Annotated in this window: 22 protein-coding genes; 9 read left to right on the top strand and 13 right to left on the bottom strand. The window is 64.4% G+C overall.

Translation table 11 applies throughout. The features are described 5' to 3' along the window. Positions 1-63 precede the first annotated feature (63 nt). Positions 64-1017 carry an AraC family transcriptional regulator gene (locus tag DKK67_RS18730; RefSeq protein WP_111498156.1) on the top strand — a complete coding sequence of 318 codons (954 nt, stop codon included), beginning with the start codon at positions 64-66 and terminating at the stop codon, positions 1015-1017. On the opposite strand, the gene DKK67_RS18725 is transcribed toward DKK67_RS18730, so the two are convergent. From DKK67_RS18725 to DKK67_RS18670, 12 genes are all read right to left on the bottom strand, one after another. After that, positions 1018-1830, bottom strand: a complete 813-nt coding sequence (locus DKK67_RS18725) for an IclR family transcriptional regulator (RefSeq protein WP_111498047.1) — start codon at positions 1828-1830, stop codon at positions 1018-1020. It abuts the gene before it with no gap. A 122-nt stretch (positions 1831-1952) separates the two neighbouring features. Further along, on the bottom strand, positions 1953-2948 hold the full coding sequence (locus DKK67_RS18720; RefSeq protein WP_111498046.1) for a porin: 996 nt from the start codon (positions 2946-2948) through the stop codon (positions 1953-1955). Positions 2949-3065: 117 nt separating this feature from the next. Further along, the gene (locus DKK67_RS18715) at positions 3066-3779 is read right to left on the bottom strand and encodes an ABC transporter ATP-binding protein (RefSeq protein WP_111498045.1); all 714 of its coding nucleotides are present in this window, start codon (positions 3777-3779) and stop codon (positions 3066-3068) included. Next, positions 3776-4549: an ABC transporter ATP-binding protein gene (locus DKK67_RS18710; protein ID WP_111498044.1), complete on the bottom strand. Its 774-nt coding sequence runs from the start codon at positions 4547-4549 to the stop codon at positions 3776-3778. The genes DKK67_RS18715 and DKK67_RS18710 overlap by 4 nt, the downstream gene beginning before the upstream one ends. Next, the gene (locus tag DKK67_RS18705; protein ID WP_111498043.1) at positions 4546-5508 is read right to left on the bottom strand and encodes a branched-chain amino acid ABC transporter permease; all 963 of its coding nucleotides are present in this window, start codon (positions 5506-5508) and stop codon (positions 4546-4548) included. The genes DKK67_RS18710 and DKK67_RS18705 overlap by 4 nt, the downstream gene beginning before the upstream one ends. A gap of 12 nt (positions 5509-5520) precedes the next feature. Continuing rightward, positions 5521-6384: a branched-chain amino acid ABC transporter permease gene (locus tag DKK67_RS18700; RefSeq protein WP_111498042.1), complete on the bottom strand. Its 864-nt coding sequence runs from the start codon at positions 6382-6384 to the stop codon at positions 5521-5523. A gap of 61 nt (positions 6385-6445) precedes the next feature. After that, the gene (locus DKK67_RS18695) at positions 6446-7615 is read right to left on the bottom strand and encodes an ABC transporter substrate-binding protein (protein ID WP_111498041.1); all 1170 of its coding nucleotides are present in this window, start codon (positions 7613-7615) and stop codon (positions 6446-6448) included. Positions 7616-7807: 192 nt separating this feature from the next. Beyond that, entirely contained in the window at positions 7808-8263 is a 456-nt protein-coding gene (locus DKK67_RS22030; protein WP_407657889.1) for a methyl-accepting chemotaxis protein, read from the bottom strand. Between the two features lie 660 nt (positions 8264-8923). Next, entirely contained in the window at positions 8924-9700 is a 777-nt protein-coding gene (locus tag DKK67_RS18685) for an alpha/beta fold hydrolase (RefSeq protein ID WP_111498039.1), read from the bottom strand. 13 nt (positions 9701-9713) lie between these two features. Beyond that, positions 9714-10922, bottom strand: coding sequence for a 3-oxoadipyl-CoA thiolase (gene pcaF, locus DKK67_RS18680; RefSeq protein ID WP_322873921.1), 1209 nt, complete (start codon positions 10920-10922; stop codon positions 9714-9716). 25 nt (positions 10923-10947) lie between these two features. Next, positions 10948-11724, bottom strand: coding sequence for a CoA-transferase subunit beta (locus DKK67_RS18675; protein ID WP_111498037.1), 777 nt, complete (start codon positions 11722-11724; stop codon positions 10948-10950). Between the two features lies 1 nt (position 11725). After that, complete coding sequence (locus tag DKK67_RS18670; protein WP_111498036.1) at positions 11726-12541, bottom strand: CoA transferase subunit A; 816 nt, start codon at positions 12539-12541, stop codon at positions 11726-11728. 239 nt (positions 12542-12780) lie between these two features. On the opposite strand from DKK67_RS18670, the gene DKK67_RS18665 reads away from it, so the two are divergent. Further along, positions 12781-13560, top strand: coding sequence for an IclR family transcriptional regulator domain-containing protein (locus DKK67_RS18665; protein WP_111498035.1), 780 nt, complete (start codon positions 12781-12783; stop codon positions 13558-13560). On the opposite strand, the gene DKK67_RS18660 is transcribed toward DKK67_RS18665, so the two are convergent. Beyond that, positions 13496-14461 carry a LysR family transcriptional regulator gene (locus tag DKK67_RS18660; RefSeq protein ID WP_111498034.1) on the bottom strand — a complete coding sequence of 322 codons (966 nt, stop codon included), beginning with the start codon at positions 14459-14461 and terminating at the stop codon, positions 13496-13498. The genes DKK67_RS18665 and DKK67_RS18660 overlap by 65 nt on opposite strands. A gap of 104 nt (positions 14462-14565) precedes the next feature. On the opposite strand from DKK67_RS18660, the gene DKK67_RS18655 reads away from it, so the two are divergent. The 7 genes from DKK67_RS18655 to benD all read left to right on the top strand — a co-directional run bounded on the left by DKK67_RS18655 (position 14566) and on the right by benD (position 20896). Next, on the top strand, positions 14566-15687 hold the full coding sequence (locus DKK67_RS18655; protein ID WP_111498033.1) for a muconate/chloromuconate family cycloisomerase: 1122 nt from the start codon (positions 14566-14568) through the stop codon (positions 15685-15687). Positions 15688-15733: 46 nt separating this feature from the next. Beyond that, positions 15734-16024 (top strand): muconolactone Delta-isomerase, encoded by a 291-nt coding sequence (gene catC, locus DKK67_RS18650; RefSeq protein WP_111498032.1) that lies wholly within the window; start codon positions 15734-15736, stop codon positions 16022-16024. A gap of 69 nt (positions 16025-16093) precedes the next feature. Beyond that, on the top strand, positions 16094-17032 hold the full coding sequence (gene catA, locus DKK67_RS18645; RefSeq protein ID WP_111498031.1) for a catechol 1,2-dioxygenase: 939 nt from the start codon (positions 16094-16096) through the stop codon (positions 17030-17032). Positions 17033-17161: 129 nt separating this feature from the next. After that, a complete protein-coding gene (locus tag DKK67_RS18640) occupies positions 17162-18562 on the top strand; it encodes a Rieske 2Fe-2S domain-containing protein (RefSeq protein ID WP_111498030.1) in 1401 nt (466 codons plus the stop codon). Next, the gene (gene benB, locus DKK67_RS18635; protein ID WP_111498029.1) at positions 18559-19050 is read left to right on the top strand and encodes a benzoate 1,2-dioxygenase small subunit; all 492 of its coding nucleotides are present in this window, start codon (positions 18559-18561) and stop codon (positions 19048-19050) included. The genes DKK67_RS18640 and benB overlap by 4 nt, the downstream gene beginning before the upstream one ends. A gap of 38 nt (positions 19051-19088) precedes the next feature. After that, the gene (gene benC / locus DKK67_RS18630; protein ID WP_111498028.1) at positions 19089-20117 is read left to right on the top strand and encodes a benzoate 1,2-dioxygenase electron transfer component BenC; all 1029 of its coding nucleotides are present in this window, start codon (positions 19089-19091) and stop codon (positions 20115-20117) included. Next, positions 20114-20896 (top strand): benzoate diol dehydrogenase BenD, encoded by a 783-nt coding sequence (gene benD / locus DKK67_RS18625; RefSeq protein ID WP_111498027.1) that lies wholly within the window; start codon positions 20114-20116, stop codon positions 20894-20896. The genes benC and benD overlap by 4 nt, the downstream gene beginning before the upstream one ends. Positions 20897-20980: the final 84 nt, after the last annotated feature.

Raw genomic sequence — 20980 nt, 5'->3', positions numbered from 1 at the left:
TGATTGAACGTCCGTGTTTATATAAAGTGAACGGATACACAATAATTACAAATGGTGGTTCTCATGCTTGCTCGCGCACTCACCGGCTCCAACCTGTTCGACCAGGCCCATCCCGAAGACGTGTCCGCGTTCGTCAACGCGCACATCGGTCAGCACCGTTTGGATATCCGGGGCCGGGGCCACGCCCGATCCAGCCTTAGCTACCGGGATTTCGCGGGCCTGGGGCTGTCCCTGGTGTGCTATGGCAACGAGGTGCGGGTGTATTCCCCGGAGCTGGAGGCGATCTACCACTTCCAGGTGATTACCCGGGGCACCTGCTACTGGCGGCTGGGGGACGAACGTCTGGTGCTGGAGAGAGGCCAGGCGATGATGATCAACCCCTGTGAGCCCATCGACCTGACCTACTCCGAGGACTGCGAAAAGCTGATCGTGAAGCTGCCGGAGGTGGAGATCCGTCAGGCGGCGGCCAACATGGTCGGCCAGCAGCCGGCGCGCGGCGTCAGTTTCCTGAGCCGGCCCATGGACCTGCGCACCTGCCCGGGCTTCGTCAAGCTACTGGAAGCGGTGTTTGCCGACCTGGAGGAGGACGCCGGCGAACTGCTTCCCCTGTGCGGACCCTACCGCGACATCATCCTGCGCAAGCTGATCCACGTCTTTCCCAACTCGGCGGTGGAGGCGGGGCGTCAGCCGTGCGCGTCACCGGCGCTGGACCGCATGCTGGGGTATATCCAGCAGCACCTGAAAGAAGGGGTGAGCATCGATGAACTGTCGGCCGTATCCAATCTCAGCGCCCGGTCCATCTACAACCTGTTCGCCAGGCACTTTTCCACCACGCCCAAGTGCTACATCAAGCAACTGCGCCTGCAGCGGCTGCGCGACGACCTCCAGTACGGCCGGGTACGCAATGTGACCGAAGCGGCGCTGGATTACGGGTTTGCGCACCTGGGGCGTTTCTCCTCGGAATACCGCAAGGCGTTCGGTGAACTGCCCTCGGAGACCCGCCGCCTGGTGCAGTGATCAGGCGGGAACCGTGTCCGGGGCCTTCTGCTGCCCACACACCTGGCGGGTGACCCGGTCGGCACACTCACGTAATTGCCGGAACAGCGCCGAGCCTTCGCTGACGTCGGTGTCCTGCTCCAGGCCCAGCAGGGTCATGACCGTGACGATGCCGCCGTTGAGATCGAACACCGGCATGCTCAGCACGTTGATTTCTGGCAGGTAGTCGCCGAAGAAGGCGCAGTAGCCGTCTTGCCGGATGCGCTCCAGGTGCGGGCTCAGTTCCTCCCGACTCAATGGTTTGCCGTGGTGCCGGGGCAGGTTGCGGGTCTGTTTGTAGAAGGCATCGATGATCGCGCGGCGGCGTTCCAGCGGCAGGTGAGCCAGGTAGATGCGGCCGGCGGCGGAGTTGAGCGGTGACAGCTCGGCCCCCAGGCGCACGTTCACAGAAATCGGCTGGCTGGAGTCGAGCCACTTGATGACCAGCGGACCGGAGCCGTTCCAGACCGTAATCGAAACGGTCTTGTCGGTCTCCTCGTTGAGCCGGTCCAGCGCCGCGTAGGAGAGCTGGATCGGATTGATCCGGCGCAGCGCGGCGATACCCAGGGTCAGGCTGGCGTTGCCCAGGGTGTACTGGGCCTGGTTGATCTGGTTGATGTAGTCCTCGCGCAGCAGGCTGACGAGGTACTTGTGGGCGCGGCTGGGGGACAGGTCCAGCGCGCCGGACAGTTCCTTGAGCGTCGGCGGTCGTGGTGCCGCGGCGATGTAATTGAGAATATGGAGCCCGATCTCCAGGGAACCGATGCCCTGGCGCTTGGGGGTCTCGTCTGCCATGTGTTCCGCCCTTTTCCTGTCTGTGTCTGTCCGGGTCGTCCTGACGGCTGCTGTGCCGGGCGTGCGAATGCCGGGAAGACGGGCGGCATTCGCACGACACGGGGCCGGAACCCTGGGGCTGGTCAGAAGCGGTACTTGGCCATGACTTCGACCTGCTGGCCTTCGGGAATCAGCCCACCGAAGGGCAGATTATACTTGCGCCATTCGGCGCCGACTTCCAGTTCCGGCAGGATATTATGCACGACGTTGACCCGTTGGCCTTCGTACCGGGTGTCGGCGTCATCGTCCACATCCGTACGGGTGTAGGCAATGTTGGCGCGCCATTGATCGTTGAACACGTACTGGAAACCCGCGTTGAAACCCATCTGGGTGACCAGGTCGTCGTTTTCCACATCCACCGGGGCGCCACCCACGCCGACGCCAGTGAACACGCCCAGACCATCGCCGTAGTGGGCGTTGAGGTTGAGGCGGTGGCGGCCGATCATGATTTTCGAGCCAATGGCGGCGCCCACGCCGTAATCCTCGTTTTCCGCTTCCCGGCCGCTGACGGTGAAAATCACCTGGCTGCCGTTGCTGAACGGCTGGGTGTAGTTGACCGCCAGGTCGGGGGTATCGGCGTCGTCGAAGACCGGATCCTGGGCGGAGAAACGGAAGCCGTGTGTCTCGTAGCTGGCCAGCGGCGCGCGGAAGTTCAGCCCGCCCAGGGTACCGCGCGGGCCGGCGAAGAAGTCAAAGTAGTCGGTGTAGGACACCGCCCACCACTGCCCGGTCCAGGTCTGACCGACGGTGGTGTCGTCGATGCGGATGAAGGCATGGCGCAGACGCCAGTCGGGATCGTCCCCGGTGGGAGTGCCACCGTAGAAATCCCCTTCGATGAAGCCGACGATGGTGTGGCCGTTCTTGTTGGTCACGGTCTTGAAGTTGAAGCGGGTCTGGTTGGCGCGACCATAGAAGTGGGAGTCTTCGCCTTCCGGGTCTTCGAAGATGCCCTCGGCCTTGATGTAGCCGCCGAAGCTGAGGTCGGTGCCCTTGAAGGTGCCGAGGTCGATGGCGTGGGCGGGGGTGGTCCCGGCCGCCGTTGCGACGGCCAGAGCCAGCAGGGAATTGCGATAGTTCATGTACCTTCTCCTTGTTGTTAGGCACTTGAACTATCGGGGATTCAGCGGGCCTCCAATATCCGGTAAATGAACATCGTTATCCGTATTCTGTACACCTTCCGGAGCGGCGGATTGGGGTCAGACGCTCAGGGCGGTTTCGACTTTTTCCAGGTTGTCGTCCAGCTCCCGCGAGCCGCCGTCGAAGTGGACCCGTCCCTTGACGATCACCACGTGCCGGTCGCACAGCTTCTTCAGCGCCTTGATGTTCTTGTCCACCACCAGGGTCGAGATGCCGGACTCGCGCACCGTGGCGATCACGTTCCAGATGTCCTGGCGAATCAGCGGCGCCAGCCCTTCGGTGGCTTCGTCCAGGATCATCAGCCGGGGATTGGTGACCAGCGCCCGGCCGATGGCCAGCATCTGCTGCTCGCCGCCGGACAGTTCGGTGCCCAGATTGGACAGGCGTTCCTGCAGCCGCGGGAAGGTCTCCATCACGCGCTCGTAGTCCCAGCCGCTCTGGCCATCGCTGCCGGCGCGGGCGGCCATTTGCAGGTGTTCCTTCACCGTGAGGTTGTGGAACATGCCGCGCCCCTCGGGCACGTAGGCGATGTCCCGGCGCATGCGCTTCCAGGTGGGCAGTCGGCTGATGTCCTCGCCGTCGAAGAACACCTGGCCCGAGCGCGGCGGCACAATCCCCAGGATCGACTTCAGCGTGGTGGTCTTGCCCATGCCGTTGCGCCCCATCAGGCTCATGGACTGTCCCTGGCCGAGCCGGAACGACAGGTCGTGCAGGATATGGCTTCGTCCATACAGGGTGTTGAGGTTCGTCACCTCCAGCAGATTCCGGCTCATGCGGCGGCCTCCTCGTCTTCGTCGTCGGCACCCAGATACGCGGCGCGCACCCGCGGATCGTTGCGCACCTGGTCCACGCTGCCGGTGATCAGATGGGTGCCGTTGTCCAGCACCGTCAACTGGTCGGACAGCTCGAAGATGGCGTCCATGTCGTGTTCCACCAGCACGATGCAGTAGCGTTCCTTGAGTTCTTTGAGCAGGGCGATGATGCGCTGGGATTCCTCGTGGCCCATGCCCGCCATGGGTTCGTCCAGCAGCAGGATGCAGGGCGCGGTAGCCAGCACCATGGCGATCTCCAGCTGGCGCTGCTCGCCGTAGGAAATCTCCGCCGCCACGGTATCGCGCCGACTCTCCAGGCCCACCTGCGCCAGGGCCTGCTCCGCGGCCTGGGCCACCATGCGATTGCTGTGGCGCGAGGCGAACAGGTTGAAGTTGCCACCGAAACGCCGCTGGGCGGCGATGGCGCAGTTTTCCAGACAGGTGACATCGGGATAGATGTTGGTCTTCTGGAAGCTCCGGCCGATGCCGCGCCGCACGAAACGCCAGGGTTTCATGCGGTCGATGCGCTGACCCTGATGGAAGATGCAGCCGCTGGTGGGGGGCAACGTGCCGCACAGCATGTTCAGCAGGGTGCTCTTGCCCGCGCCGTTGGGGCCCACCACCCCGTGTAGCTGGCGGTCGTGGAAGGTCAGCGACAGGTTGTTGAGCGCCTTGATGCCGCCCCAGTGTTTGCACAGGGCTTCGGTTTCCAGGATGGCGTCTTGGTTCATTGTTTTTTCTCCAGCAGCTTTTCCAGGTAACCGGCGATGCCGTGCCGCAGTACCAGCACCATCAGGATGATGGCGCCGCCCATCAGCAGCAGCCAGTCCTGGGTGAGGTGTTCGAACAGGAACTGCAGGCCCTCGTAGGTGAACGTACCGAGAATCGCGCCGTAAAGGCTCCCCAGCCCGCCCAGGATCGACATCACCAGCGCCGTGCCGGACATCTCCCAGGTCAGGAAGGATGGATTGACGAAACCGTATTGCAGCGCGAACAGGAAGCCGGCGTAGGCCCCCAGCGTGCTGCCGATGACGTAGCAGATCAGCCGGTAGACGAACGTGTTGTAGCCCAGGGCTTCGGTGCGCTGGGCGTTGTGCTTGGTGGCCTCGACAATGCGGCCGAAGCGCGAACGCAGGATCAGCTTGAAAAACAGCAGGGTGTTGAGCAGCGAGAGCAGCGCCAGGTAGTAGAAGTGGACCCCGTTATCCAGGTTGAAAAAGTTCAGTCCGAAGAGGTGGGTGTCCGGTTTCATGAAGATGAACACGCCGTCGTCGCCGCCGTAATCCAGCGAGTCGAAGAAGTAGTAATAGGCCATCTGGGAAATGGCCAGGGTGATCATGATGAAGTAGATGCCGGAGGTGCGCAGCACCACGGTCCCCACCACCAGTGCGATCAGCGCCGACAGACCGCAGATGTAGACGGTGTAGAGCCAGAAGTTCACGGCCTCGTACTCCGGCGCCAGAATCACGAACAGGTAGCCGCCCAGCCCGTAGAACAGGGCGTGGCCCAGGGTGATCAGACCCACTCGGCCGACCAGGAAATCCAGCGACATCACGAAGATCGACAGGATCACGATGGTGGTGAGTTTGCCGACGAAGAAGGCGTTGCCCTCCAGGAACAGCGGTAACAACAGGGCCAGGATGAAGAAGACCGGGATGACGATGCGCTCGGTGCGCTTTTCGAAAATCATGCGTAGCTCCCGTTAATGGCTGAACAGGCCCTGGGGCTTCACCAGCAACACCAGGATCATAAAGATGTAGATGATCATGTTGGACAGACCGGGCATCAGCACCGCCGCGAAGGTGCTGATCAGGCCCACCAGCAGGGCGCCGACGAAGGCGCCGCGGATCGAGCCCATGCCGCCGACGACCACCACCACGAAGCAGGTGATCAGCACGCTCTCGCCCATGCCTGGCACGATCGAGCGGATGGGCGCGGCGATGATCCCCGAGACCGCCGCCAGCATGACGCCGATGGCGAACACGATGGTGTACAGGCTCTTGATGTTGACCCCCAGCGCCTCGACCATTTCGCGGTTGGACTCGCCGGCGCGGATCAGCATGCCCAGTCGGGTACGGCTGACCATGAAGTAGAGTGCCGCGGCGATGGCAATGCACAGCACCGCCGCGAAGATGCGGTAGACCGGGTAGCTGGAGTTCTCGGTGAACGGAATGGACGCGTCCAGTGCCGCCGGCACCGCCACGCCGTAGGGATCGTTGCCCCACAGGATGCTTTGCAGCGCGTTGAACACGAAGATCATGCCGATGGTCAGCAGCACCTGGTCCAGGTGGTTGCGGTGGTACAGGCGCTGGATCAGCACGCGCTCAATGAGGATGCCCAGGGCCAGGGCGATGGCCGCCGACAGCAACGCCGCCAGGCTGAAGCTGCCGGTGACGGTCACGAAGTACCACACCAGGTAGGCGCCGACCATGTACATCGAGCCATGGGCCAGGTTGAGGATGCCCATGACGCCGAAGACCAGGGTCAGCCCCGACGCGATCAGGAACAGCAACAGGCCGTACTGCAGCCCGTTGATCAGTTGCACGAAGAAGAGTTCGGTGGACATAGTCTTTCTCGGTGGTGACCGCCCGGCCGCGCCGTCTCAGCCGGCCGGGCGGGGACAGGGATTACAGTTGGCAGCCGCGGGCGGGATCTTCCAGGGCGGCGGCGGCCACCCGTTCCACCACGTTGACGCCGTTGTCGACCTTGCGCAGGTAGATGTCCTGCACCGGGTTATGGGCCCGCGAGAAGGTGAACTCGCCACGCGGGCTGTCGATGGTCAACTGCGCCATGGTGTCGATCAGCGCCTGCTTGTCGCTGGCGTCGCCGTCCAGTTGCGACAGGGTCTGGGCGATGGCCAGGCCGGCGTCGTACCCCTGCACCGCGTAGATGTCCGGGTAGTGGCCGTACTCGGTGTTGAAGGCGGCGCGGAAGCTCTGGTTGGCCGGGATGTCCAGCTGCTCGGCGTAGTGCAGGGTCGTTTCCACACCTTCGGCCGCCTCGCCCTGGGCCTCGAGCGTGCCCTCGGTGAGGAAGCCCGAACCCAGCAGCGGGATCTTGCCGCGTAGGCCCATGGCGTCGTAGTCCTTGACGAACTTGATGGCCCCGCCGCCGGCGAAGAACACGAACACCGCATCCGGCTGGGTGGCGGCGATGTCGCTGATGTGGGGCTGGAAGTTGGTGGATGGGAAGGGCATCAGCACCTTCTTGACGATCTCGCCGCCACCGGCGGTGAAGGATTCCTCGAAGGCGTCCAGGCTTTCCCGGCCCATGCCGTAGTTCCAGCTGATGGCATAGACCTTGTCGTAGCCCTTATCCAGCGCCACCTGCCCCATCGGGTAGGACGGCTGCCAGGAGGAAAACGACGTGCGGAAGATGTTGGGCGAGCACAGCGGACCGGTGGCCGCCGCCGCACCGGCGTTGGGGATGATCATCACCGTGTCCTTGCCGCGCAGCACCTTGATCATGCCCATGGCCACCCCGGAGTGAACCGGCCCGATGACGAAGTCGGCCTGGTGCTGGCTGAGCATGGCCGAGGACAGCTCCGGCGCGCGGGCGGGCTTGGCCTCGGTATCCATTTCGATGTATTCGATCTGCGCGCCGTTCAGGTTGGAGGCCTGCTGTTTCAGCGCCAGCTTGAGGCCGTCGCGCCCGGCCTCGCCGAGCTGGGCGTAGATGCCGCTGAACGGCAGCATGATGCCCACTTTGACGGTGTCGGCGGCACTGGCCGCCAACGGCGCCAAGCTCAGCGACAGGGTGGCCAGCGTGGCGCCGGCCAGCGTCTTGATTCGATTCATGTCATCACCTCGGATTGTTGTTGTGCGGTGATGTCATTAGAGGCGGCAGGCGGGGCCGGCGAATATCCGTTTTCTGCACGTCGGTGTCCCGGGATTGCAGGCTCCGATCCCGGACCGAAAAAAGCCCAGAGAACGAAAGTCATCTGGGCAAGGGCAGGAGCCGCGGCTATGGTTCGATGGCAGGAGACTCCGTCAGCCAGGCTCCAGTTCGGCACGGATCGAGTCTGCCAGGCGACGCTGATCGTCGATGCGGGCGGTGATGCGTTGCACCACCTCCATCCGGGCCTGGGCGCCGGACTGGATGTCTTCCATCGCGGAGAGGGCGGTGGCGGCCTGTCCCAGGCAGTGGTCACAGGCCGCGTTGATCCGCGCCATGCCGCTGCGTGCCTCGTGGGAGGACGCGTTGAGGCCCTCCGCGATGCCGCGTATCTGTTCGCTGGAGTCGTTGACCCGGTGGGACAGGGTGCGGACTTCGTCCGCCACCACCGCGAACCCGCGCCCGTGCTCCCCGGCGCGGGCCGCTTCGATGGAGGCGTTCAGGGCCAGCAGGTTGGTCTGTTTGGCGATGTCGAGAATGGCGCTCACGATGGCCTGGATCTGTTCCGCCTGCTGGCCCAGCTGGTCGAATACGGCGTCGATGCGGCGCATATCAGCGGCCAGTGTACGCACGCCGGTTTCCGCCCCCGTGATGCTGGTGGCACTGGCGGCAACGCGTTCGCCCGATTGCCGTGCCAGGCGCCCGGCCTCGTCCATTTCCTCGAGAATGAACGCCGCGTTGGCGGAAAGCTGCTCGACGTGTTCGCGCACCGGCGCCAGATCGGGCTGCGGCGTTGCGGGTGTATCCGCGATCGGTGCGTGGGAGGTTGCGGGTTCCGGAGCGGGCACCGTTACCTCGACCGGAACTTCCACCGTGCGTGTCGCGGGGAGTCGCCATGCCAGGGTGATCGCCAGGGCCATGGCGGCGAGGGCGGCCATCGGGCTCAAGGCCGCGGGGGCCCAATCCGGTAACGTTAGCAGGAGGCACTGCAGAGCCAGCAGTGCAACCATCAGCACCAGCGCAGCGGGTTTCAACCAGGTCGGCCGAACCTGAGGGGCAATCTCTTGAGGCATCGCGGTCTCGCTGTCGTCATCTGTCGGTGTTCAGACCCTAAACCGGGATGCGAGAACGGCCTATCCAATGACTGCACAGCGTTATCCACTTTGTGTTGGCCGGGAGGGTGCGGCTCCGATGCCGGGAAGGCGGCGTACAAGGGGAGGGTAAGAAAAAGAAGGCCCCGCGACGGGCGCGGGGCAAGGGCAAACGGGAGTTTAGAGCAACTCCTTCAGGAAGATCTCCGGCGCTTCCTCGGATGGAACATGGCCGACGCCTTCCAGCACCGACACGGCGACACCGCCCAGGTGCTTGCCCAGGTTTTCCAGGGCGGACGGCGGCGTGGCCAGATCGTCGGCGCCGGCAATCAGGCGTACCGGCGTGGGGCCGTCGGGCAGCCGGTCGCTAAAGTCGACACGTCCCAGCATCTCGCACAGCAGGGCGTAACTCTCGCTGTCGCCGCGCCCCATCTGCACGGTCCAGCCCTCGATCAGGGCCGGTTGCCGTTGTGTCGCGGCCGGGCCGAACCAGCGCGGCACGATGTCGGCGGCAATCCCATCGACCCCGAGTTCACGACACTTGCCGGCCCGGTCCTGCCAGGCTTGCGGTGTGCCGATCACGGCGCCGGTGTTGGTCAGCGTGGCGGAGAGCAGCCGCGAGCCGTGGCCGATCAGCAGCTGCTGGCCGATCACGCCACCGATGGACGTGCCGATGAAGTGGAACGACTCGGCATCGGCCTGCTGTACCAACGCCAGGGTTTCCGCCGCCAGCGCTTCCGGGGTGATGGGACCGGCAGAGGCGGGCCAGGCGGCGCTGGCGCCGTGGCCGGGAAGATCCCAGGTCAGGACCCGGAATTGACCCAGCAGCGACGGCAGCAGATCGTCCCAGACCGCCTGGCTCATTCCCAGCGGGTGGGCGAGTACCATCAGCGGTTTGTCGGGCGCACCGAGCAGGCGGTAGGCCACGGTGCGACCGTTGTGCTTGAGAAATGCCATGGTGCGACGCTCCTCAGACCCGTTCGATCAGCGTGGCGATACCCTGGCCGACACCCACGCACATGGTGCACAGGGCGAACCGGCCACCGCTGCGTTGCAGCTCATGGGCGGCGCTCTGGATGATGCGCGCGCCGGACATGCCCAGCGGGTGGCCCAGGGCGATGGCGCCGCCGTTGGGGTTCACACGGGGATCGTCATCGGCGATGCCCAGCTCGCGCAGGACCGCCAGGCCCTGGGCGGCGAAGGCCTCGTTCAGCTCGATCACGTCCAGTTGATCAACCGTCATGTCCAGGCGCTTGAGCAGTTTCTGGGTGGCCGGCACCGGGCCGATCCCCATCACGCGGGGCTCGACGCCGGCCGTGGCCATGCCGCGAATGCGGGCGATGGGCTTGAGGCCATGGGCTTTCACCGCGGCTTCGCTGGCCACCAGCATGGCGCCGGCGCCGTCGTTCACGCCCGAGGCGTTACCGGCGGTGACCGAGCCGTTCTCGCGGAACGGAGTGGGCAGCTTGGCCAGTTTCTCCAGGGTGGTGCCGGCACGGGGATGCTCGTCGGTGTCGAACACCAGCGGCTCCTGTTTGCGACGCGGGATGCTGATCGGCACGATCTCCTCGGCCAGACGACCGGCTTCGCGGGCGGCCTCGGCTTTCTCCTGGGAGCGCACGGCGAACCGGTCCTGGTCCTCGCGGGAGACGTTGTACTGCTCGGCCACGTTCTCGGCAGTTTCCGGCATGGAATCGATGCCGTACTGCTGCTTCATCAGCGGATTGACGAAGCGCCAGCCGATGGTGGTGTCTTCGATTTTCTGGCCGCGGGAGAAGGCGCTGTCGGCCTTGCCCAGCACGTAGGGCGCGCGGGACATGGACTCCACGCCGCCGGCCAGCACCAGGTCCATTTCCCCGGCGCGGATGGCGCGGAAGGCGGTGCCGATGGCGTCCATGCCCGAGCCGCACAGGCGGTTCATCGTGGTGCCCGGCACGGACGTGGGCAGGCCCGCCAGCAGCGCGGACATGCGGGCCACGTTGCGGTTGTCTTCGCCGGCCTGGTTGGCGCAGCCCATCATCACTTCCTCGATGGCGGCCGGATCCAGGTCCGGGGCTTCGGCCAGCACCGCCTTGAAGATGTCGGCGGCCAGGTCGTCCGGGCGCACCGCCGCCAGGGTGCCGCCGAAGCGGCCCACGGCGGAACGGCGCGGATGGCAGAGATAGACGTCAGTCATGATTCACCTCTTCAGTCTTGGTTCACCGCTATTGCTGGCCGGCATGATGGGCGTTGGTGCGCGCTTTCAGGTCGCGCAGTACTTCCAGCTCTTTCGCGCTCGGCTCCGGGGTGGTTGCCAGTTCGTCGGCGAAACGGATCTCCCAGCCGGTGGCCTCGATGACCTGCTCGCGGGTGACACCCGGGTGCAGGGAGGTGACCACCAGCTCCTTGGTCTGCGGATCCGGCTTGAGGATGCACAGGTCGGTGATCACCACGGTGGGGCCGCGGCCGATGTTGGGTACATTGTCCCGCGCCTTGCCATCGCGGCCGAAGCCGACGGTGGTGACGAAGTCCACGTCCTTTACGAAGGTGCGCTTGGAGTGCTTCACGGTGATGAAGACTTCGTGGGCGTTGGTGGCGATTTCCGGCGCCCCGCCACCGCCCGGCAGGCGGACTTTCGGCTCGCGGTAGTCGCCGATCAGGGTGGTGTTGAGGTTGGCGTAGCGGTCGATCTGGGCGGTGCCCAGGAAGCCGACGCTGATGTGCCCGCCCTGCAGCCAGTAGCGGAACATCTCCGGCACGGACACGGTGGTCAGGGCGGATTCGCACAGCTCGCCGTCGCCGATGGACAGGGGCAGTACGTCCGGCTTGGTCTGCAGGGTGCCGGATTCGTAGATCAGGGTGACGTCCGGGGCGTGGGTCAGGCGCGCCAGGTTGGCGGCCTCACTGGGCAGGCCAATGCCGACGAAGCAGGTCATGTCGTTGGTCAGGGCCCGCGCTGCGGTGACGCTCATCATTTCCGAAGAGGTAAATTCCAGGCTCATCTCAGGCACCTCCGTTCTCGAATACGTTGTCGTTCAGCCATTTCTGGAACACGTCGCGATCGCGGGCGATGCCGTCCCACTCTTTATAGAAGGCGTTGTCGCGGTCGTAGTAGCCCAGCGCGTAGGATGGCTTGGCGCCCTTGGGCGCTTCGGCGATGGCGGTCACGGCCCAGGACGGCAGGACGCAGGCGTTGGCGGAGGCGCCCAGGTCGTCCACCACTTCCTCGACGGTGACGATGCTGCGCTTGGCGGCCAGCACGGCTTCTTTCTGGATGCCGATGATGCCTTCCACCAGCACGTTGCCCTTGCGGTCGGCACGCTGGGCGTGAACCACGGAAACGTCCGGACGGACCGACGGCACCGCCGCCAGTTTCTCGCCGGTGAAGGGGCATTCGATGAACTTGATCTGGTCGTTGACCTTGGGCAGGTCGCTGCCCACGTAGCCGCGCAGGACCGCCAGCGGCAGACCCGCGGCGCCGGCTTCATAGGCGCACGCCATGGCGGCGTGGCTGTGCTCAAGGATGTCCAGCTTGTTGGGCCAGCCTCTCTCGACCGCGTCCCGCAGACGGTGCAGCGAGCCCACGCCCGGGTTGCCGCCCCAGGAGAAGATCAGCTTGCTGGCACAGCCGGCGCCGATCATCTGGTCGTAGACCAGGTCAGGCGTCATGCGGATCAGGGTCAGGTCACGCTTCTTCTGGCGGATGATTTCGTGTCCGGCAGCGAAGGGGATCAGATGGGTGAAGCCTTCCATCGCAACGGTGTCGCCGTCGCTGATATGGCGGCTGACCGCTTCCTTTAGCGAGAGAAATTCGGCCATGGGGATGTCCTCATTCCGGTTTTTGAGTCATTGTTGCTGAAAGTTCGACATGCGAACATAAGTTTATATAACGAACATCTTGATACCCTTCACAGGTGTCGTCAAGTGCAAATTTTCATCAACTGTTGAATAATGAACGTATGTTCGGAGGCCGAACGAGCTGGTAGGATGCGCGAAAGCCATAAACCGGCGAGACGTGTGTCTCGTCGCGTTGTCACGGAAACAGAGCAGGCCATTCGATGGATGAAGCGATTCTCAAGCCCGGCGACCGGGATTTCGTCGGCGCGCTGGCCGCGGGGCTGGACGTGCTGCAGGCGTTCGACGCCGACCACCGGCGCATGACCCTCAGCGAAGTGGCGACCCGCACCGGCATGGACCGGGCCAAGGCCCGGCGTTTCCTGCTGACACTGCACGCGCTGGGGTTCGTCAAGCGGCTGGGGCGACAGTTTGAACTGACGCCCAAGGTGTTGCAGCTGGGCTACGCCTACCAGGCGTCGAACCAGTATCGGCCGATGATCCAGCACTATCTGGAAGACATTACCCGCGAACTGGGGGAATCGTCGTCGCTGGCGGTCCTGGACGGGGACGATGTGGTGTATGTGGTGCGCTCGTCGGCCCATCATCGGCTGATGGCCATCACACTCTCGGTGGGCACGCGTCTGCCGGCCGCCTACACCTCCATGGGACGGGTCTTGCTGGCCCAGTTGAACGACGACGAACTGGACGCCTGGTTGGATAACGTGAAGCTGGAGCGTCATACGCCCACCTCCATCGTAGACCGGGACACCCTGCGCCAGCGCATCGTCGAAGCGCGCGAGCAGGGCTATTCAATAGTCGACCAGGAGCTGGACCTGGGACTGCGCTCGGCGGCGGTGCCGGTCTACGCCGCCAACGGCGAACCGCTGGGGGCGATCAACATCAGTACCAACGCGGCACGGGTGGATATGGATACGCTTATGGAGCGCTATCTTCCGCACCTTCGGGAGGTCGCCGAGGCGATCCGCCGTCACGCTCGGTAGCCGGTGGGTAGCGGCCGGTCCGCCGGTTCTCCACCAGTTCCTCCAGAATCACGTTGCTCAGCCGCATCACCGCGTTGGGCGGCTCCCGGCGACGGCAGCAGAGCACCGGCGAGGTGATGTTGTCGTCGTCCAGGTGCACGAACGCGATGTCCTCCCGGTGCACCCGTCGCACCTGTTCCGGCACCAGGCAGAAGCCCATCTCCGACGCCACCAGACCCAGTGCCGTCTGCACGTCGTTGACCTGCTGCGCGACGTTGATGCGCAGCCCGCGCCGGTGGAACAGCCCCAGGGAAATATCCACGAAGTTGGGGGCCCGGCCGGCGGGGTAGCAGATCATCGGAATCTCCGACAGCTCCTTCAGGGACGGGCGCTTCTGCGCTAGTGGGTGGCTGGCGGGGAGGGCGGCGATGATGGGTTCATTGAACAGCAGCTCCTGATCCACTTCCGGGTCGTCGATGCGCAGGCGCCCGAAACCGATGTCGATCAGCCCGGTTTTCAGGGCTTCCACCTGATCCCCGGTCTTGAGTTCGTGCAGCACGATTTCCAGGTTCTTGTTCTGACGCAGGCGCCGCACCAGGATCGGTAGCTGGCCATAGAACACGCTGGGCACGAAGCCAATCCCGAAAATCACCTTGCCGTGCGAGGCTATCCGCCGGGTATCCGATACCGTGGTGTTGACCTTGTCGAGAATCTGCCGGGCCTGTTCCAGGAAAAACTTGCCCGCCGGCGTCAAACTCAGGCCCCGCGCCTCGCGAATGAAAAGCGGGGCGCCGATTTCCTCTTCCAGTTGCTTGATCTGCCGTGTCAGCGGCGGCTGTGCAATGAACAGCTTCTCCGCCGCCCGGGTCATGTTCAGCTCTTCCGCCACCACACAGAAGTACCGCAGGTGCCTTAACTCCATCATACCTCCAGGGTATTGCTTCCCACTAAATCAATATTGGTGCGCCTAAGTGTAACTCCGTACTGTCTGCTTAACGATCACTTTGCAGCGCATACGGAGTCACCATGTCCGCCACCATTCACAGCATCGAAGCCATCCTGGTCGATATCCCGACCATCCGTCCGCACAAGCTGTCGATGACGACAATGGGCTGTCAGAGCATGGTAATCGTGCGCCTGCGGGACTCGGAGGGGCTCGAGGGTTTGGGCGAGGCGACCACCATCGGTGGCCTGAGCTATGGGCCGGAGAGTCCGGAGGGCATCAAGCTGACCATCGATACTTACATCACGCCATTGCTGATCGGGAAATCTTCGCGAAATATCAATGCCCTGAAGGTATCTCTGGGGCAGGCAGTGCGTGGTAATCCGCTGGCCAAGTCGGCCATTGAAACCGCACTGCTGGATCTGGCTGGCAAGCGTCTTAACCGGTCCGTCGCGGATCTGCTGGGCGGTGCCTGTCACGACCACCTGCCGGTGCTCTGGACACTGGCCAGCGGCGACACTGCGCGCGACATCGACGAGGCCCAGACCCTGATCGAATCCCGCCGCCACTGCGACTTCAAACTCAAGATCGGCTCGCGTCCGCTGATGGACGACGTGCGTCACGTCGCGGCGATCAAGGCCGCGGTGGGCGACCGCGCCAGCGTGCGGGTCGACGTCAACCAGGCCTGGGATGAGGTCACCGCCGCCAAGGGCATGGCCGAGCTGCAGGCCGCCGGGGTGGACCTGGTCGAGCAGCCCACGCCGGCCAAGGAGCTGGGGGCGCTGGTGCGCCTGTCGCACCGCTTCCACATCCCGTTGCTGGCGGACGAGGCGATCAGTGATGCCACCGACGGCTATCACCTGGCGGCGGCCGGGTTCTCCGGCGCCTATGCCCTGAAAATCGCCAAGGCCGGCGGCCCGGTCGCTGCGCTCAATGTGGCGCGGGTGGCGGAAGCGGCGGGAGTCGGACTCTACGGCGGCACCATGCTGGAAGGCACCATTGGCACCGCCGCCGCCCTGCACGCCTGGTCGACCCTGAAAGAACTGCACTGGGGCACCGAGATGTTCGGCCCGCTGCTGATGAAGGACGACATCGTGGTGCAGCCCCTGAATTACCACGACAACGGCGTCGACCTGCCGGCGGGACCGGGCCTGGGTGTGGCGCTGGACGAGGACAAGCTGGCCGAGTACCGCCGCAAGGGCTGAGTACCGTCGCCGATCGAATCAACCATTGCATCAAGCGGAGACACGCATGCTGTTCAAAGTAGAAATGACGGTGAACCTCCCGGCGGACATGCCGGAAGCCACGGCGGCCGACATCAAGGCCCGGGAAAAGGCCTACGCCCAGGAGCTGCAGACTCAGGGCAAGTGGCGTCACCTGTGGCGCATCAGCGGCAGCTACGCCAACGTCAGCGTTTTTGACGTGGCCGACAACGCCGAACTGCACCAGCTGGTCAGCAGCCTGCCGCTGTTCCCGTACATGGATATCAACGTGACGGCCCTGTGCCGCCACCCGTCTTCGATCCACGAGGACGACCGTTAACGAACGGCGGGGCCAATCAGTCCCCTCCTGATGAAACGAGCAATAAGAACAAAGACCGAGGAGCTAACGATGACTGTCAAAACAATGCACACACAGGACGTCAAGGAGCTGTTGGAAAAGGTCGCGGGATTCGACCAGCAGGGCGGCAACGACCGCTACAAGAAAATCATTCATCGACTGGTCGGCGATGTGTACCGACTGATCGAGGACTTCGATGTCACCCCGGATGAGTTCTGGCACGCGGTGAACTACGTCAACCGTCTGGGCCAGAACGGCGAAGCGCCGCTGCTGGCGCCGGGGCTGGGCTTCGACCACTACCTGGACATCCGCATGGATGCCGAGGACGCCGAACGCGGTCTGACCGGCGGCACGCCCCGCACCATCGAAGGCCCGCTGTACGTGGCCGGTGCACCGATCAGCGACGGTTTTGCCCGCATGGACGACGGCAGCGAAGACGCCGAAACCATGATCGTCACCGGCGTGGTACGCGACGAAAACGGCCAGCCGCTCAAAGAGGCGGTGGTCGACATCTGGCACGCCAACACCAAGGGCGGCTATTCCTACTTCGACACCAGCCAGAGCGAATACAACCTGCGTCGTCGCATCCGCACCGACGAGAACGGCCGCTACGTCGCCCGCAGCATTGTCCCGTCCGGCTATGGCTGTCCGCCGGAAGGCGCCACCCAGGCGGTACTGGACCAGTTGGGGCGTCACGGTAATCGTCCGGCCCATATCCATTACTTCGTGTCCAAGCCGGGCTATCGGCACCTGACCACCCAGATCAATCTGGCCGGCGACCAGTACGTCTACGACGATTTCGCCTTCGCCACCCGCGAGGAGCTGGTGATCGACGCCGAGCGCGTCGAGGACCCGTCGCGGGCGGAAGCCTATGGCCTCAACGGCCCCTTCACCGAAGTCGTGTTCAACGTCGACCTGGTCTCGACCGACGACGCGACCCTTCAGGACCGTCACACCCGGGCCCGTGCGCTCGAAGGTGAGGCCGGCTGATTTTCCCGTAAACCGGACCGTCCCTGTTTTGTGATTGCGACGGCCTGCCCCGGCAGGCCGACAGGGGGCCTCTACGCCGAAAAACAGCCAGGCCCGCCCGGCCATCACAAGAACAAGAGGAGAGATGAGATGACGAACAAGCTTGATCAACTGCAAGAGAAAGTCCGCAACGCGGTCGTCGCCGACCCGGAAACCGGCCGTTACCAGTGCGACCGCGGCATCTTCACCGACCGCGACCTGTTTGAACTGGAGATGAAATACATCTTCGAGGGTAACTGGGTCTACCTGGCGCACGAGAGCCAGATCCGCGAGCCCGGCGATTACTTCACCGTCACGGTGGGACGCCAGCCGGTGGTGATCACCCGCACCAAAGACGGCGAGCTGAAGGCGATCCTCAATACCTGCTCGCACCGGGGCGCGACCCTGTGCCGCAAGAAGCGCGGCAACAAGACCTCGTTCACCTGCCCGTTCCACGGCTGGACCTTCCGCAACGACGGCAAGCTCCTCAAGGCCAAGGACCAGAAGAAAGGCGGCTACCCGGAGCAGTTCAACACCGACGGCTCCCACGACCTGAAGCAGATGCCGAAGTTCGAGAACTATCGCGGCTTTCTGTTCGGCAGCCTGAATGCGGACGTGGTGCCGCTGGAGGAGTACCTGGGCGAGACCACCAAGATCATCGACAACATCGTCGACCAGTCCGAGGACGGCCTGGAGATCCTGCGCGGAAACTCGACCTACACCTACGAGGGCAACTGGAAGCTGACCGCCGAGAACGGCGCCGACGGCTACCACGTCTCCACGGTGCACTGGAATTACCTGTCCACCATGGGCCAGCGCAACTACGACAAGGGCGGCACCGAAGCGGTGGACGCCAAGAGCTGGTCCGCCGAGGGCGGTTTCTACTCCTTCGAGCACGGCCACATGATGCTCTGGACGCGCCTGCTGAACCCGGAGGTGCGGCCCATCTTCAGCCAGCTTGAGCGTCTGCAGGAGACCTACGGCGAGGCCCGTGCCGACTCCATCGTGCGCACTACCAAGAACCTGTGCCTGTACCCGAACGTGTACCTGATGGACCAGTTCTCCACCCAGATCCGGGTGGCCCGTCCGATCGACGTCAACAAGACCGAGATCACCATCTACGCCTTCGGCCCCAGGAACGAGCCGGCCGAGCTGCGCGCCAAGCGCATCCGGCAGTACGAGGATTTCTTCAACGTGTCCGGCATGGGCACGCCGGACGATCTGGAAGAGTTCCGCGGTTGCCAGAACGGCTATGAAGCCCGCGATATGCGCTGGAACGACATGAGTCGCGGCGCGGCGCACTGGATCGACGGCCCGGACGAGCACGCCAACCAGCTCGACATGAAACCGATCATGAGCGGTGCCAAGCCGGAGGACGAGGGCCTCTACGTCAACCACCACCAGCACTGGCAGGACGAAATGAGCCGGGCGATTGCGGCCGAGAAGGCGCGCTTCATCCCGATGGCGGCATCCGACGGTGAAACAGAAGGTGAAAAGGAGGGCACGGCATGAGCCTGAGTTACCACGACATCGAGCAGTTCATCATCCGCGAGGCCCGTTTCCTGGACGACCGCGAGTGGGACAAGTGGCTCGAGTGCTACCACCCGGACGTCACCTACTGGATGCCGGCCTGGGATGACGACGACGAGCTGACCGAGGACCCGCAGACCGAGATCTCGCTGATCTACTACCCCAACAAGGACGGCCTGGAAGACCGGGTGTTCCGCCTGAAGACCGAGCGCTCGGGGGCCAGCTCCCTGCCGGAGCCGCGCACCACGCACTTCACCAGCAACCTGGAGATCCTGTCCCAGGACGACAACGAGGTGAAGCTGCGCTTCAACTGGCTGACCAAGGCCTATCGCTACAAGCAGTCCGCCGAATACTACGGCACGTCCTTCTACACCCTGGACGTTACCGGCGAGCGGCCGCTGATCCGCGAGAAGCGGATCGTTCTGATCAATGACTGCATCAACCAGGTACTCGACGTCTATCACCTGTGAGGGCGTCAACCAGCCTGGATTGATGGGAGGGCAACATCATGAGTTACAACATCGCGCTTAACTTCGAAGACGGGGTCACCCGCTTCATCGACTGCAACGACGGGGAAACCGTGCTGGATGCGGCCTACCGCAACCAGATCAACCTGCCGATGGATTGCTCCGACGGCGTGTGCGGCACCTGCAAGGGCCGCTGCCACCAGGGCGCGTTCGACATGGGCGACGAGTACATCGACGAGGCCCTGTCCGACGAGGAAGCCGAGCAGGGCATGGTGCTGACCTGCCAGATGGTGCCCTCCAGCGACTGCGTGGTGGAGGTGCCGGCGGCCTCGACCCTGTGCAAGACCGGCATCGCCGAAGTGGCGGCGACCGTGGCGGAAGTCAACCTGGTGTCCAGCACCACCATCGAGCTGAAGCTCAGCGCCGACGACGACATCGGCTTCCTGCCGGGCCAGTACGTCAATATCCAGGTGCCAGGCACCGAGGAAACCCGGGCGTACTCGTTCAGTTCCGAGCCCGGCAGTCGCGATCTCAGCTTCCTGATCCGCAACGTGCCGGGCGGCCTGATGAGCAGCTACCTGGTGGGCACCGCCCGCACCGGCGATACGCTCACGCTCACCGGCCCCATGGGCAGCTTCTACCTGCGCGCGGTGGAGCGCCCGGTGCTGATGCTGGCCGGTGGGACCGGTCTGGCGCCGCTGCTGTCGATGCTCAAGCACCTTAAAGCGAACCCCAGCGACCAGCCGGTACACCTGATCTATGGCGTCACTAACGACGACGACCTGGTTGGCCTTGATGCCCTGGATGCGTTCGCCGCCGAGCTGGATAACTTCACCTACACCACCTGCGTGTCGGGCGAGGCCAGCGACCACCCGCGCAAGGGCTACGTCACCCAGCATATGGACGGCGCGCCGTTGGCCGATGGCGATGTGGACGTCTACCTGTGCGGGCCGCCGCCGATGGTGGACGCGGTGCTGGGGTACTTCCGCGACGAGGGCATTGACCCCAACTCGTTCCACTACGAGAAGTTCACCCCGAGCGCACCGGCCGCCAAGGAGAAAGTCGCATGAGTCTGCGATTCCAGGACAGGGTGATGCTGATCACCGGCGCCGCCCAGGGGATCGGGCGGCGGGTCGCCGAGCGGGCCGCCGCCGAGGGCGCGCGACTGGCCCTGGTGGACCGCTCCGATCTGGTCCTCGAGCTGGTTGCCGAGCTGACCGAAACCGGGGCCGAGGCCATTGCCCTGCAGGCCGATCTGGAAACCTGGGACGGCGCCAACGGGATTGCCGACAGGGCCCTGTCCCACTTCGGCCGGATCGACGTGCTGGTGAACAACGTGGGCGGGGCGATCAACTTCAAGCCGTTCACCGAGTTTTCCGACACCGAGATCAGCGCCGAGATCACCCGCTCGCTGATGCCCACGCTGTGGTGCTGCCGGGCGGTGCTGCCGGCCATGGTCGCCCAGCAGGGCGGCGTGATCGTCAACGTCTCCTCCGCCGCGACCCGGGGCATCCACCGGATTCCGTACTCGGCCGCCAAGGGGGGTGTCAACGCGATCACCGCGTCGCTGGCCTTCGAGTATGCCGAGCACGGCATCCGCGTCGTGGCCACCGCGCCGGGCGGTACCGAAGCGCCGCCGCGGCGGATCTCGCGCGGTACGCCGGAAGCCACGAACGCGCAGGAAAAAGCCTGGTTCCAGGCCCATATCGACCAGACCAAAGCGTCCTGCCTGATGCATCGCTACGGCACGCTCGACGAGCAGGCCGGAGCCATCCTGTTCCTGGCCTCGGACGACGCCAGCTACATCACCGGAACGGTCCTGCCGGTGGCCGGGGGAGACCTGGGCTGACCGGCGGGACGTGAGAGAGACCCGGAAAACACAACGCATCCGACAAACCAAGCTGTTCCCCGCCTGCGGGCGGGGCTCCCGACA

This window comes from Marinobacter bohaiensis (assembly GCF_003258515.1).
GTDB classification, from domain to species: domain Bacteria; phylum Pseudomonadota; class Gammaproteobacteria; order Pseudomonadales; family Oleiphilaceae; genus Marinobacter_A; species Marinobacter_A bohaiensis.
Note: the sequence above shows the minus strand (reverse complement) of the source record. Positions and strands in the feature narration are given on the sequence as shown.